General features: G+C 50.6%; 19 protein-coding genes. 17 read left to right on the top strand and 2 right to left on the bottom strand.

Features of this window, described 5'->3' with window-relative positions; all coding sequences use genetic code 11:
- Nucleotides 1-39 precede the first annotated feature (39 nt).
- The 15 genes from BLW33_RS00260 (at nt 40) to BLW33_RS00195 (ending at nt 11252) form a co-directional block, all read left to right on the top strand.
- Nucleotides 40-387: an arsenic metallochaperone ArsD family protein gene (locus BLW33_RS00260; RefSeq protein ID WP_090304018.1), complete on the top strand. Its 348-nt coding sequence runs from the start codon at nt 40-42 to the stop codon at nt 385-387.
- Nucleotides 380-880 (top strand): hypothetical protein, encoded by a 501-nt coding sequence (locus tag BLW33_RS00255; RefSeq protein WP_090304016.1) that lies wholly within the window; start codon nt 380-382, stop codon nt 878-880. The genes BLW33_RS00260 and BLW33_RS00255 overlap by 8 nt, the downstream gene beginning before the upstream one ends.
- 153 nt (nt 881-1033) lie before the next feature.
- Nucleotides 1034-2380, top strand: a complete 1347-nt coding sequence (locus BLW33_RS00250; protein ID WP_090304015.1) for an MATE family efflux transporter — start codon at nt 1034-1036, stop codon at nt 2378-2380.
- Nucleotides 2381-2411: 31 nt separating this feature from the next.
- Entirely contained in the window at nt 2412-2999 is a 588-nt protein-coding gene (locus BLW33_RS00245) for a 4'-phosphopantetheinyl transferase family protein (protein ID WP_090304013.1), read from the top strand.
- Nucleotides 2996-3556 carry a chromate transporter gene (locus BLW33_RS00240; RefSeq protein ID WP_090304011.1) on the top strand — a complete coding sequence of 187 codons (561 nt, stop codon included), beginning with the start codon at nt 2996-2998 and terminating at the stop codon, nt 3554-3556. The genes BLW33_RS00245 and BLW33_RS00240 overlap by 4 nt, the downstream gene beginning before the upstream one ends.
- The gene (locus BLW33_RS00235; RefSeq protein WP_090304010.1) at nt 3553-4122 is read left to right on the top strand and encodes a chromate transporter; all 570 of its coding nucleotides are present in this window, start codon (nt 3553-3555) and stop codon (nt 4120-4122) included. The genes BLW33_RS00240 and BLW33_RS00235 overlap by 4 nt, the downstream gene beginning before the upstream one ends.
- 1 nt (nt 4123) lies before the next feature.
- Nucleotides 4124-4684, top strand: coding sequence for a M48 family metallopeptidase (locus BLW33_RS00230; RefSeq protein ID WP_176966555.1), 561 nt, complete (start codon nt 4124-4126; stop codon nt 4682-4684).
- Nucleotides 4685-4817: 133 nt separating this feature from the next.
- Nucleotides 4818-5714, top strand: a complete 897-nt coding sequence (locus BLW33_RS00225) for a bifunctional enoyl-CoA hydratase/phosphate acetyltransferase (RefSeq protein ID WP_242911538.1) — start codon at nt 4818-4820, stop codon at nt 5712-5714.
- 155 nt (nt 5715-5869) lie between these two features.
- Nucleotides 5870-6346, top strand: a complete 477-nt coding sequence (locus BLW33_RS14545) for a helix-turn-helix transcriptional regulator (protein ID WP_423230225.1) — start codon at nt 5870-5872, stop codon at nt 6344-6346.
- 22 nt (nt 6347-6368) lie between these two features.
- Nucleotides 6369-6752 (top strand): hypothetical protein, encoded by a 384-nt coding sequence (locus BLW33_RS14540; RefSeq protein ID WP_423230224.1) that lies wholly within the window; start codon nt 6369-6371, stop codon nt 6750-6752.
- Nucleotides 6753-6923: 171 nt separating this feature from the next.
- The gene (locus tag BLW33_RS00215; protein WP_090304005.1) at nt 6924-7424 is read left to right on the top strand and encodes a DUF6933 domain-containing protein; all 501 of its coding nucleotides are present in this window, start codon (nt 6924-6926) and stop codon (nt 7422-7424) included.
- Complete coding sequence (locus BLW33_RS00210; protein ID WP_090304004.1) at nt 7425-7811, top strand: DUF3784 domain-containing protein; 387 nt, start codon at nt 7425-7427, stop codon at nt 7809-7811.
- A 16-nt stretch (nt 7812-7827) separates the two neighbouring features.
- Nucleotides 7828-8148, top strand: a complete 321-nt coding sequence (locus tag BLW33_RS00205) for a TfoX/Sxy family protein (RefSeq protein ID WP_090304002.1) — start codon at nt 7828-7830, stop codon at nt 8146-8148.
- Nucleotides 8149-8264: 116 nt separating this feature from the next.
- Nucleotides 8265-8528, top strand: coding sequence for a metal-sensing transcriptional repressor (locus BLW33_RS00200; protein WP_090304000.1), 264 nt, complete (start codon nt 8265-8267; stop codon nt 8526-8528).
- A gap of 117 nt (nt 8529-8645) precedes the next feature.
- Nucleotides 8646-11252 carry a heavy metal translocating P-type ATPase gene (locus BLW33_RS00195; protein WP_278286182.1) on the top strand — a complete coding sequence of 869 codons (2607 nt, stop codon included), beginning with the start codon at nt 8646-8648 and terminating at the stop codon, nt 11250-11252.
- A gap of 348 nt (nt 11253-11600) precedes the next feature.
- On the opposite strand, the gene BLW33_RS00190 is transcribed toward BLW33_RS00195, so the two are convergent.
- Both BLW33_RS00190 and BLW33_RS00185 read right to left on the bottom strand, forming a co-directional pair.
- Entirely contained in the window at nt 11601-11786 is a 186-nt protein-coding gene (locus BLW33_RS00190) for a hypothetical protein (RefSeq protein ID WP_090303997.1), read from the bottom strand.
- 51 nt (nt 11787-11837) lie between these two features.
- Nucleotides 11838-12212 carry a protein kinase family protein gene (locus BLW33_RS00185; RefSeq protein ID WP_143032565.1) on the bottom strand — a complete coding sequence of 125 codons (375 nt, stop codon included), beginning with the start codon at nt 12210-12212 and terminating at the stop codon, nt 11838-11840.
- Nucleotides 12213-12286: 74 nt separating this feature from the next.
- On the opposite strand from BLW33_RS00185, the gene BLW33_RS00180 reads away from it, so the two are divergent.
- Together BLW33_RS00180 and BLW33_RS00175 are read left to right on the top strand one after the other, a co-directional pair.
- On the top strand, nt 12287-13051 hold the full coding sequence (locus BLW33_RS00180; protein WP_090303994.1) for a MurR/RpiR family transcriptional regulator: 765 nt from the start codon (nt 12287-12289) through the stop codon (nt 13049-13051).
- Nucleotides 13041-13799, top strand: a complete 759-nt coding sequence (locus BLW33_RS00175) for a MurR/RpiR family transcriptional regulator (protein ID WP_090303992.1) — start codon at nt 13041-13043, stop codon at nt 13797-13799. Before BLW33_RS00180 ends, BLW33_RS00175 begins: the two co-directional genes overlap by 11 nt.
- Nucleotides 13800-13957 lie beyond the last annotated feature (158 nt).

The following is a 13957-nucleotide window of genomic DNA, read 5'->3' as shown; positions in this document are numbered from 1 at the left end:
GTTAAGCCTTCCTTAAAGGTCGTCGGTTATCATAGGACCATGAAATTAGAAATTTATGAAAAGCCGGCCGTGGAGGTCGGTTCGGAGGATATCCGAATACAAAGTATATTAGTCGGTTTGGAAAACTCGGGATTGACCACAGAGCGGTATGATTTGTTTGCCAATCCAGACGAGTTTGAAAGCAATGTGACCCTAAAGGCGCTGATGGATCAGGAGGGCCTTGACGCATTGCCGGCATTTTTTGTGGATGATGGACTGCTCCATTGGGGGAATTATCCAGAAAATGGAGCTTTTTTAAAGTGGTTTGATCGAGGCTGTGGTGGTGGTTGCTGTCATTCTGAAAAAAATGGCTGCTGTAAAAAATGTGGAGGCGGTAAAGATGTATAGGCAAAAAAATTGGATAAAAAAGGGGAGCGTCGTTATTATAGCGACGCTATTATTCAGCACGATTGTGTCGGGTTGTACGACAAATACAAACGGTACCGTGAGTGAGGCAAAGTATATTAGCTTTATCGTCGGAAAATTCACCAGTATGTCTGCCGCCGCCAAAGGCATGGATGATCAGGTGAAAAACTTTTCTGAAAGCAGTCTTTCAGATTCCAAGTGGGTCGAAACCACCAAGGGGTATATTGGAACCCTCACGGCGGATTGCGATGAAATTATAAACTTCCAGAAGGCTCCGGAAAGTTTTGCGGATGTTCATAGCCAACTGGTTACCCTTGCAACCCAGGGGAAGGAAGCCTTGACCGAATATTCTGAGGGGATTGACACCAAGGATTTTGATACTCTGCGCAGTGCCAACAGCAAAATTGCCCAGCTGGCCGATAGCATGGGCGGTTATGTTCAGACATTAAATGCTAAGCTTGGGGAACTCCAATAAGAAAAAATGAAAGAGCTGTCTCTTAATGAGCGGGCTCTTTTTTTCGTTAAATCCATAATTATTCGTGTCTGCCAATTGTATTTTAGAGTCACCTCATATATAATAAATAGGGTTTTAATGGGAAAATGGTGTGCCTAGAAAGGATGTGTTGGTGTGGAAAAAGATATGACAAAAGGAAGTCCAGCCCGGATTTTAATTTTTTTCACCCTTCCCATGCTCATTGGCAACCTTTTCCAGCAGTTTTATAATATTGTCGACACGATTGTCGTTGGAAATTTCGTTGGGGCAGGGGCTCTGGCATCGGTGGGGGCATCGACAACGCTGGTGTTCCTGCTCCTTTGCTTTGCCATTGGGGTGTCCATGGGCTGCTCGGTGCTGGTGTCTCAGTACTACGGGGCTGGTGAGACTCAGAAAATGCGCCAGGCTGTTTTTGTCAGTATGGTTTTTATCCTTGTTGTAGGGACACTCCTCTCTGTCTTTGGGGTTATCGGTGCGGATTGGCTTTTATCCATTACCAACGTCCCTGTTGAAATTCTGGCCGATGCCAAGACCTATTTCGTGGTATATTGCTTCGGTGGACTCTTCGTCTTTATTTACAATGCTCTGGCTGCCATGTGCCGGGCGATTGGGGATTCAAAAACACCCCTATATTTTCTGATTGCAACGTCACTTCTCAATATCGCTGGGGATTTACTCTTTGTCCTTCAATTTGGTATGGGAGTGGCCGGCGTTGCCTGGGCGACAATGATTTCCCAGGGAATATCTGCTCTGGCTTGCGGCATTTACGTGTTCTGTCGGGTCCCTGCCCTTAAAATTACGCGGTCGGATTGTGTGTTTTCCTGGAGGATGCTTTGGGATTTAGTGGTCTATGCCGTTCCCTCTACGATCCAGCAGAGTATTGTTTCCTTTTCACTGGTAGCGGTCCAGGGCTTGGTGAATACCTTTGGGATGACCACTATTGCTGGCTATACGGCCGCTTGTAAAATTGATCAATTTGCGATCCAACCCCTGCTTTCCCTGAATCTGGCAACGACTTCCTTCACGGCTCAAAATGTCGGGGCTCAGAAGTACGATCGGGTGGAAAAGGGGTTTCGGACTTCGGTCCTGTTGGTCGTCGCTATCTGTGTGGTGATTTCTGGAGCCATTTGGCTTTGGGGGGCGGATCTCATTGGCCTTTTTGTGGACAGTGTGGAATCTGCGGGGGTCATTGATGCCGGGGTGTCCTACATCCGGGTGGTTTCGGTGTGCTATATTATTATGGGAATGATGTTTACGGCCGCCAGTGTGCTTCGGGGAGCCGGGGATATGGGGTATTTCCTTGTGGGTTCCTTATTGAACTTTTCGGCACGCATCATTGCGGCCTATTCTCTGGCATCGGCACTGGGTTTTTCGGCCATTGCCTATTCCATCCCCATTGGCTGGATTCTGGGGCTGACCTTCAACTTCCTTCGCTATAAAAGCGGGGGATGGAAGGATAAGGCCCTTGTCCAGAAGGCTTAAGGCGTACATTGTAAAGCATAGGAGGTAAAACATGCTTGAAGTATATAAAATGAAGAAGGATCTGCTGAACGAAGGAAGTGTGGAGGAGATGATGACCATCATCCTCAGAAAAAAAGGGGTAACTGAACCCCTGGAGTTTGGTTACAATACCTATGGAAAACCCTATTTGGATGCCTTTCCAGAGTTCCATTTCAATGGCTCCCACTCTGGGGAGTATATTGTCTGTGCCCTATGCAGCGGTGCTATTGGTATCGATATCCAGGAAATCCTTATGGATAAGGATGTCATGGCCTTGGCCAATCGCTTTATGAGTACTTGCGAATCTCGGGAGCTGGCCTTATTGGATGCAGAATACCGTCATGCTGCTTTTTACCGTCTGTGGGCACAAAATGAGGCCTATATGAAATATACGGGCTTGGGGATGGCACTACCCATGAGTTCCTTTACGGTGAAGGTCGATCGGGGACACTACAATATCATCCAGCAGGATGCTGTGGTGGAGAATATTACGCTCCTGCCTGTTCGCATTGAAAAAGGCTATGAAGGCTGGCTCTGTGGGGAATTTGAGGAACAATCGGTTTCGGTCATCACTTTGACAGCAGAGGATTTACAGCCATGAGTGGTCGGAAGCTTTGGGATCTGTTCATCACCTTTTTAAAAATTGGGGCCTTTACCTTTGGTGGCGGCTACGCCATGATCCCGATGGTTCAAAATGAGATCGTGGATAAGAAGGGCTATATCACCGAAGAAGAATTTATGGATATGATTGCCATTGCAGAGGCGACTCCGGGGGTGATTGCTGTGAATACAGCCACTTTCGTGGGATATCGTGTGGGAGGATTTTTAGGAGGGCTGCTGGCGACCTTTGGTGTCGTGCTGCCCTCCTTTGTGATTATTTCCATTATTGCTCAGTTTTATGAGGCCTTCCGACAGAACCAGTGGGTATCTTATGCTTTTTTAGGCATTCGGGCCGGGGTGATTGTCCTGATTTTCGGGGCTCTGGTGCGGATGGCAAAAAATGTAGACCGCACCCCCTTTATTGCCATTCTGGTGGTGGGGGCCTTTGGGATCGCGGCCTTTACGGGCATCAATGTGGTTTTTATTATTTTAGCAGGGGCCACAGCAGGGGTTCTGCGGCAGCTCTTTTTGCTTAAGAAAGGGGGAGGGGACGCATGAATATATTCCTGGATTTATTTTTAACCTATTTTAAAATCGGCCTCTTCACCATTGGCGGGGGCTATGCCATGATTCCCTTAATCCAGCAGGAGGTGGTGGTCAACCACGGCTGGCTGACCATGTCCGAGCTCACGGATTTTATTGCGGTGGCGGAATCGACCCCAGGGCCCTTCGCCATCAACACGGCTACCTTTGTGGGGATTAAAATTGCGGGGCTTCCCGGGGCGGCCTTAACCACCTTTGGGGTGGTGCTGCCCTCCCTGGTTATTATCCTGATCATTGCCAAGTGCTTCCACCATTTTAAGGATAATGTGTGGGTTCAAGCCTGTCTTTATGGCATGACGGCGGTGGTCATCGGCCTCATTGCGGCGGCCATTTACTCCCTGTGTGTGGAGATCTTTGCCATGGAGGGGGGGGACCTTGCCCTGGATATTAAATCCCTGGTGATCTGCGCCCTGTGCTGTGTGGCTTATTTCAAGGTAAAGGTGGGACCTATTCCCCTAATCTTTATTGCAGCGGCAGCGGGATTAGTAGCCTATGGGTTGCTCCCCATGCTGGGCCTGTGAGATGGCCCAGGCAATACTGCCATCCCAACAGCGCCGGGTGATGACCCCGGCAGGGGAGGTGGCGTATACTCTCACCCGGAAGTCCGTTAAAAATATCAATCTGCGCATCCACCCGGACGGCCAGGTGGCGGTATCGGCCGGGCCTCGGGTATCCCTGGTTCAGATCGATGGTTTTGTAGCATCCAAAGGGGCCTGGATTGTGGAAAAGCTGAGCTGGAGGACGCCTGGGTCTGAAGGGGAGACGGTGCCTCCCGATGCAGCGGTCTGCCGTCCGGTGTTTGAAGCCTTGATCGCCCGGTATTATCCCTTCTTCAAGGCCCAGGGTGTGGCCTATCCGACCCTGCGGATTAAAACCATGAAATCCCGGTGGGGGTCTTGTATTCCAGGCAAGGGTGTGATTACGTTAAATACCCGTCTTCTCATAAAGCCCATGGCGGCGGTGGAATATGTGGTGGTTCATGAGCTGGCCCATTTCCTTGTTCAGAACCACCAGGCGGATTTTTACGCCGTAGTGGCCCAGGTATTGCCGGATTACAAGGCTCGGCGGGAACTTCTAAAATAGATTGATTCTTATCTGTAGTTTATAAAAAAGTGGCAGAAATGGACGAGAATCCTTGTGTATACTATTGTTAGCTATTATGAACTTTAATGCAAAGCTGATACACGAGGGAGGAAATATGTACTTATTTGACGAAATGAAACGACAACTGGCCATGAAGGTGGGAAAAACCTCTGTGGTTTCTGTTGCGGCAGCCGGGGATATGGATGTCCTGGAAGCCATTAAGATTATGAATGATGATGGCTTCGGAACAGCCATTTTGGTAGGGGATCAGAAAAAAATCGAGGAATGTGCTGCAGCGACGGGCTGTGACCTTTCTAAAAATAAGGTGGTGGATGTCCCGGATGACCACGATGCCGCAGCTGTTGCGGTGGCCTTGGTGAAGGAAGGGGCGGCTGATATCATCATGAAGGGGATGCTCCATACCAAGGTCTACCTCAAGGCCATCCTGAATCGGGATTACGGTCTGCGTACCGGCAATCTTCTCAATGCTGTGACTGCCGTGGAAATGCCCCGGTATAACCGCATGGTACTGGCCACGGACTGCGCCATGGTGGTAGAGCCCAGCTTAGAGGATAAAATCCAGATGATCGGCAATGTCACCACCCTGGCCCACGCCCTGGATTGCCCCATGCCCAAGGTATCCTGCCTGAGTGCCGTGGAAACCGTGGGCAGCAATATGCCCGACGGTTATGATGCCGCCATCCTCAGCAAGATGAACGAGCGGGGACAGATTACCGGCTGTATCATTGATGGCCCCCTGTCCATGGACCTGTCCATTTCCAAACGCTCGGTGGAACATAAGGGGATCGAAAGCCCCGTGGCGGGCCAGGCGGATATCCTCCTCATGCCCAACCTTCAGGCGGGTAATATTTTCTGGAAATCCATGACCTATTTGGCCGATGCCCAAAGCGGTGCCGTGGTTATGGGTGCTGCCCGTCCGGCAGTGATTACCAGCCGTGCGGATTCTGCCCAGGCCAAGGCTAATAGTATTGCTATGGCACTGCTCTTGGCGGATCATCTTAAAAAATAATCGTGCATTGATCAAATCCTCCATGGGAAAAGGCGGCTGCTTTTCTCCTGTGGAGGATTTTTTTGCTGTAGCTTTGTCTGGGAGGGTGAGAGCGCAAGGGAGGTCGAGTGATTTTTTCCAAAAGGGGTTAGAATAATACCATAGGAGGTGAGGACATGGATGAACAGACTGAAGCGGTACAGCGGATGCAGGATTATATCGGGGTGCATGTGACAGAGGAAATCACCCTCTCGGATTTAGCCCGGGTCTCCTGCTTTTCCCCCTTTTACGCCCACCGGCTCTTTCGGACCTACACGGGGTTCACCCCAGCGGAGTATATAAGGAAGCTCCGACTGGCCCAATCCGCCCTGCGGCTGAAGGCGGCGGGCAGTCGGGTCACTGATGTGGCCTTCGATTTAGGCTTTGGCAGTGCCGATGGCTACACCCGGGCCTTTCATCGGGAGTTCGGCTGTAACCCCGGGACCTACGCCCGCTCACCCATTCCCATCACCCTCTTTGTTCCCTATGGTGTAAAATTTCGAGCATTGCGAAAGGAAAAAATTGATATGGAAAAGGTACAAAGCGTTTTTGTGCAGGTCATGGAAAAGCCGGAACGGCAGGTCATTATCAAACGGGGGGGAGTCTGCTGCTGATTATTTTGCGTATTGTGAAGAGGTGGGCTGCGAGGTCTGGGGGACCCTGCTGAGTATGGATGCCCTGGAGGGAGAGCCGGTGTGCCTGTGGCTGCCGGAGGGGTACAAGACCCCAGGAACCTCCACATACGTCCAGGGCGTGGAGGTATCGGTGGATTACAGCGGCCCCATTCCCGAGGGCTTTGATACCATCACCCTGCCCGCCGAGGAATATTTGGTCTTCCAGGGGGAGCCTTTCCCCGAGGAGGAATACTGTGAGGCCATCGTCGCCGTTCAAAAGGCCATGGATCGCTACGATCCCAGCCTCATCGGCTACGCCTGGGATGATACCCAGCCCCGGATTCAGTTAGAGCCCCGGGGAGAGCGGGGGTATATTGAGATGCGGGCGGTGAAAACGGTAGAGTAATGGGTTCAACATGAAAAGGCAGGTGTCCGACCGTCGGGTTGGGGGCTTGCCTTTATTTTTGGATAAATAGGGGATTGGTGGTATAATAAACCTTATAATTTTGGAGCTTCAACCGGCGATCATCGGCATTGTAACGGCTTAGAGGCCTGGGGATCAATTGAGGAGGTGTCCATGGAACTCGGAATGACCATTCCACTGCAAAAATTCATAAAGGCTTCGGCACCTCCCTACGGCATCGAGGACAATGTACTTTTTTGTTGGGAGGTCCACGTTGTTGAGGCGTTGGAGTCCCAACGTCTTTTTATTGTCAATGCTCAAAATCGATTTACCGTGGTGCTGGGGAATATGGCACCCGGAGAGTGGCAGAATCTAACCGCGGTGGTGTCCTCTGGCATTGAGACGGCCTTGAGGGATATTGGCGCAGGGGATAGGGCTGTCTCCAATTATTTTAATCAGGCGGGACCCGCGCTGTGGACGAAGACCCATGGTCGAAGTCCGGTGGCTGGCTTAAACCATATGGTGAAACATTATTTGTGGCGGCCGCTGTCATTGGTAACGGAGAAACAGTTCCAACGGGAGCAGAGCCGTTGGTTGAACAGGATGCCCTTTAAATATTTTGATTATCGCTGTACAGAAGAGCTGATGCGGGAGGCGTTACAAGCATTCGTTTAAATGGATAAACGGGTCACCGCAGCCGTAGCCAGTAGTGCGCCTGTTTTTATGACTAATGGAGGTCAAAAAATGCTTGTATTCATCCTCATACTCATGTTGTCCCTATCCGCACTCTTCTTTTTCCTCGGCTACCGCCTGTGGGTCAAGGGGCAGATTACCATTATCCACGATTATCACTACACCAGGGTGAAGGAATCGGATAAAAAGTCCTACACCAAGGGGATGGGGTTGGCCCTATGGATCATGGGGCTTGGCATAGGGGCAGGGGGGATTTTTTCGGTTTGCGACCGCCTCAGTGTCGGCTGGATTCCGCTGATTGTGGGAATCATCGGGGGTCTGGCTGTGATGGTTTATGCCCAGTTGAAGTACAACCACGGCATTTTTTAAACAGAAAGGGGTTATCATGGCAACAACACTAGAATACATTCAGTACGTCTGTGATCAGATTGAAGGTGTGGGGAATATCCGGTATCGTAAGATGTTTGGGGAATACATGGTCTACGTAGAGGATCGGCCGGTGCTGCTGGTATGCGATAATACGGTGTATGTGAAGATGCTCCCCGAGGTTGAAGGAGTATTGGCCGGGGCAGAGACCGGGAAACCCTACGAGGGTGCCAAGGTCCATTACATCCTGGATATTGAGGATGTGCCCCTGTGCCAGTCGGTTATTGGGATATTAAAGACGGTTATCCCGGTGCCAAAACCCCGGAAGCCGAAAAAATAAAATCACCTTAAAAAAGTTAACCCTCCTTGACAGAATGTCCAGGAGGGTTTATTATTACAAGCACAGACACCCCCGGGGGGTGTCGGAATGAATGGGAGCAGAAAGAGGGAAAATCAATGAAAGCAGATGAAAAGAAGGTGCTTCGGCTCCTTAAAACAGCCCGGGGCCAGATTGATGGGATTATTAAAATGGTGGAGGAGGATCGATACTGTATGGATATTTCCCACCAGTTGATGGCCTCCCAATCGGTTTTACGCCGGGCCAATAAGGAGGTGCTGGCCGCCCATCTGAAATCCTGTGTCAAGAATGCCCAGACGGACGAGGAGATGGAGGAGAAGGTGGACGAGCTGGTGGCCACGTTGGATAAAATTATGAAGTAGGGACAGGAGAGCTGTTCGCGTCAAGTCGACACTGACTGTATTCATATGACGGACGTCTGTGGGACTAGGTTTTGGACAGTATCGTCGTGGAATTTTTTGAGAATTGAGGTAACAACATTGGAAAAAGAACGGTTTGATATCACAGGGATGACCTGTTCCTCCTGTTCCTCCCGGGTGGAGAAGGCAGTGGGTGATTTGGAAGGGGTGGAGACGGCGGCGGTGAATCTGCTGACCAATTCTATGGTGGTGGATTACAACCCCGATGCGGTGGACACCCAGGAGATTGTTTCCGCGGTGGAAAAGGCGGGATATGGGGCTGCTCCGGTGGTGGCGAATGCGCCGGGAAGTGGCAGCAAGGTCACCCAGGCAGCCCCCACCAATGTGGCGGAGATGGCCATTAAAGAAATGAAGCATCGGATTATCGTGTCCTTTGCCTTCCTTATTCCGCTGATGTATGTTTCTATGGGAAGTATGGTGGGTCTACCACTGCCAGGATTTTTAACGGGAATGGAGAATTCGGTATCCTTTGCCTTTACCCAGTTCCTCCTCACCCTGCCGGTGGTGGTGGTCAATCGGAAGTATTACAGCACCGGGTTTAAGACCCTCTTCCATCGATCCCCCAATATGGATAGTCTCATTGCCGTGGGCTCCGGGGCGGCCCTGGTGTACGGGGTATTCGCCCTGTACCGCATGAGCTGGGCCCTGGGGGCCGGAGAGATGGCCATTGTCCATCAATACCATATGGATTTGTACTTCGAATCCGCGGCCATGATCTTAGCCCTCATTACCCTGGGTAAGTATCTGGAGGCCCGAGCCAAGGGCAAGACCAGTGAGGCCATTTCCAAGCTCATCGATTTATCCCCAAAAACGGCCATGGTTATCCGGGATGGGGTAGAGGTGGAGGTTCCTGCGGACAGCGTCCGGGTGGATGAAATCTGTGTGGTACGCCCCGGGGCCAGCATTCCAGTGGATGGGGTGGTGGTCGAGGGCCAAAGCGCTGTGGATGAAGCCGCCATCACTGGGGAAAGCATTCCGGTGGAAAAAGCAGAGGGTGATGCGGTTATTGCCGCCACCATTAATACTTCTGGCTTTTTAAAGGTACGGGCCACTAAGGTCGGTGAGGATACCGCTTTTTCGGAAATCATCCGGTTGGTCCAGGAGGCCAGTGCCAGCAAGGCACCCATCGCCCACCTGGCGGACCAGATCGCTGGGATTTTCGTTCCGGTGGTCATGGCCATTGCCCTGGGGGCCACCATCGTCTGGCTGGTGAGCGGCTCCACCTTTGAATTTGCCCTGTCCATTGGTATCGCGGTGCTGGTCATCTCCTGCCCTTGTGCCCTGGGACTGGCCACACCGGTGGCCATTATGGTGGGCACGGGCAAGGGTGCGGAAAACGGTATCCTCATTAAGAGTGGGGACGCCCTGGAAACGGCCTGTAAGGTGGACACCGTGGTTCTGGATAAAACCGGGACCATCACCACGGGTAAGCCGGTGGTTACCGATGTGTGGCTGGCGGGGTCATCCCTGACAGAACCCGAATTCCTGGCCCTGGCCGGAGCATTGGAGGCACCCAGTGGCCATCCCTTGGCAGATGCCGTGGTAGATTATGTGGAAGAAAAGCAGCTGAGCCTGCCGGCGGTGACGGACTTTAAAGCACTGCTGGGTATGGGGGTAGAGGGCCAGATTGATGGCCGAATGGTCTACGGCGGAAACCTCCGGCTGCTCAAGGATTCAGCATTATCCACAGATTCATCCACAGACTTATCCACAATTGTGGATAATGTGGATAAGTTATCCGAATCTGGAAAGACCCCCCTGATCTTCTTTGATGATACCCAGGTATTGGGGATCATTGCGGTGGCAGATGCCATTAAGGCGGATAGTGTGGAAGCGGTGGCAGAAATGCAGGCCTTGGGCTTGTCCGTGGTGATGCTCACTGGGGACAACGCAAAAACCGCCGAGGCCATCCGGGCCCAGGTCGGCATTGGCCGGGTAGTGGCTGGGGTGTTGCCGGCGGATAAGGAGCGGGAGATTACCCGTCTGAAGGCCGAGGGGCATAAGGTAGCCATGGTGGGGGACGGCATCAATGATGCACCAGCCCTGGCCGCGGCAGATGTGGGTATGGCCATTGGTGCCGGAACGGACGTGGCCATTGAAAGTGCCGATATCGTGCTGATGCACAGTGGCCTTACCGATGTGTCCGCCGCCATTCGCCTGAGTCGGTCGGTCATTAAGAATATCAAGGAAAACCTCTTCTGGGCCTTTTTCTACAATGTGATTGGCATTCCCATTGCTGCCGGGGTATTGTACCCTGCCCTGGGAATGCGGTTAAGCCCCATGCTGGGGGCCCTGGCTATGAGCTTATCCAGCGTTTGTGTGGTGCTCAACGCCCTGCGATTGAAGCGGCTCAAGCTTAAGAAGACAAGTGCGGCACCGGTCCTAAAAGATCAGGATGCCCCAGCAGCCAAGGCTGTTCTGCAATCTGAAAATAATGAAAGTACCTTAAAGGAGGAACTTAAAATGATGACTTTAAAAATTGATGGTATGAACTGTATGCACTGCGTGGGCAGTGTGAAAGCTGCCCTGGAAGCTATTCCTGGTGTTCAGGCTATTGTGGATTTGGATAAGGGTACTGCCATGGTCCAGGCTCCGGCGGATGTCTCTTTGGACCGTCTGAAGAAGGCGGTGGCGGAGGCTGGCTTTACGGTGACGGCCATAGCCTAGATGAAGGATTGGGGGTGGCGTGAACCGATTGGTTGCAATTCATACCTCAAAATAGACGAATTATCCCAAAAACCGCCTCAGCTGGCGGTTTTTTTGTATCATAAAGCAATCACTTTATAAGAAACGAAGGTTGGGATATGTCAGGATTGGGTTTGATTGTATTATTTGTGGTGTCCGTCATCACCATGGTTAGTGTGTATGGGTACTATCTGGTGCTGTGTTAAAGAGGATGACGTCTGCATCCTTTATAATGAGTGGGTATCTGGATTGAAGTAAAATATTTTGATGTGTACTTTGGGGAGAGTAGAGATTTGGTTTTTATTCGTGTGTTTGGAGTGTCATTAAAATCTAGTAATAGGATTTTTTTAGCATATCGATGAAGTCATTTGTCGTGAGGCCGTAGGAGACGACTTCTACCTTCTTGTGATTCCAGAGCATTTCGGCATGGGCGAAGGATTCAAAGGCATTGACTAAACCCTTGTGGTCCAGTCTTTTCGCCACAGCGATAACGTCCTGAATTACGATTATATCCATTAGTATTTCCTCCCAAAATTTTTTAATATTTTTTGATCATTGCTGTGATTACTAAAGATTTTTCCGCATCCTGGCATCGTAAATATTTAAGAACCGCTGGGTCTGATTCATTGGGATAAATCCCCAGGTGTGAACATTCCAGGAAGCTGTGATCGGGTAACCCATCCAGGCCAAATCGTAAAGGCGGTAATCTTCATTGACCCAATCCAGGTCGAAGACAGCGCAAACATGGTCATCCTTATGGTTGATACATTTCTTCAGATTGTCCTTGAGCTTGGCAAGTTCTGCTTCGATATAATCGATGGTGTCCATAAGGAAAAGGATCTCCCGAGCAGCAATCTTTACAAACTCAATCTCTCCGGGCTGCCCCTGGCCGGCGATAGACCTGCAAAGGGTGGGACCGAATTTGAATGTTAAGGGAATCAAAAAAATGTATCGGGCTATGGATTTATTTTGTATAATGGGGGTAAAGAAGCCAGAGATGTGAGAGGGGGGAAGGAATGAATATCGAAACCTTATACCGCAGGCATTTTGAAGTACTGAACAGGACGGATCACGAGATTTACCGCTATGTCCGGGAGCACCGCAAGGCGTGCCAGGGAATGAATATTGTCGATTTGGCGGACTGCTGTCATGTTTCGCGAACTACCATTTCACGATTTGCGAAAAAACTGGGTTTCCAGGGATTTGCCGAGATGAAGGCCATCCTCAGACAGGAGGGTGTGCAGTCCCAAAAGCCCACGGCGGATATCCGCCAGGTGGTGAATATCTACAATGAGGTCATCCAGGGGATTTATACCCGGGATTGCCGGGATGTTTTCAAGCTGATTGATGATGCGGACCAGTTGTATATTTACAGCAACGGCACAGCCCAAAGCACCATTGCCCGGGAAATTAAACGGATTTTTTTAAATGCGGAAATTCTGTTTTTCGAGATTCGCGGAAAGACGGAAACCCAGCGCCTTTTGGAGTCCATTACTCCCGGGGATGTCGTTTTTGTGGTTTCCCATACCGGGGAATCCCAGGAGACTCTGGATTTTGCACGGCAGCTAAAATTGAGGCGTGTTTCAATGGTGTCCCTCACGGCGGTGGAGGAGGAGAATGAGCTTGCCCATTTAAGCACCATCAATTTGCACATCACCAACCTTCGTGTGGAGAAGTCCATACTTAACACGGGGTATGTTTCCGTATCACCATTCTTTTTACTGGTTGAGATGTTATTTCTAAAGTACATTGATTACCGGGAGGCCCTTGATGAATCTTGACACACAGGTAAAGCTGCATTTCCATGAGCTTACCCCCAATGATTACGATATCTGGCAATACATCTGCGACCATCGGGAGGAATGCCGGAACGGAACGATTTCGCAATTAGCTACGGCGTGCCACGTTTCCTCTGCGGCGATTACCCGTTTCACCAAAAAGGTGGGGCTGAGTGGGTTCAGTGAGCTGAAGGTAGCCCTGAAATGGCAGGAGGACAGCCGGCCGGTTCTGGAGGAAAATCTCATCGAACGCTGCTTCCAGGATTATGAGCTGACCATGGATTATTTAAAGGGGCGGGATTATACCGATGTTTTTGCGCTGATTGATCAGAGCAAACGGATTTTCGCCTTTGGAACAGGGGAGGTCCAGCGCCATGCGGCCAAGGAATTGAAACGACTGTTCCTCAATGTTTATCGTCAGGTTTATACTATTGAAGGTGAAAATGAGTTTTCGGCAGCCATCAAGTGCGCAGGGGAAGGTGATCTTTTCATAGTTTTCTCCCTTTCAGGGAACAATGTCCTTACCAATGAAAAGGTCCGGAGGTTAAGAGAACGGGGGACTAAGATCCTGAGTGTCACCTCCTATGAGGACAATGCCCTTAAAAAAATCAGCGAAGCCAATATCTGCTACTACAATCATTGTGTTTTACGGGGACGGACCCCGGGGACGGACTGCCACCTCAGCGCCCAGTTTTTTCTGATTAGCGAGATTGTTTACCTAAAATACCTGGAACACTTAAATCCGCGTTAACCCAGGTGGGCTGGATTCTTATCTGTGCCTTGACGGATTGCCAACACCTTGTCTATGCATTGACCGCCCCGGGCGGTTTTTTTATGTGAAAATTCACATCCTCTGAAAATATTACCTAAAGACGCTGCCCCTTCCCGTATCATCCCAAAAACCTTGTC

The organism is Eubacterium aggregans, assembly GCF_900107815.1.
GTDB classification, from domain to species: Bacteria; Bacillota; Clostridia; order Eubacteriales; family Eubacteriaceae; genus Eubacterium_O; species Eubacterium_O aggregans.
Note: the sequence above shows the minus strand (reverse complement) of the source record. Positions and strands in the feature narration are given on the sequence as shown.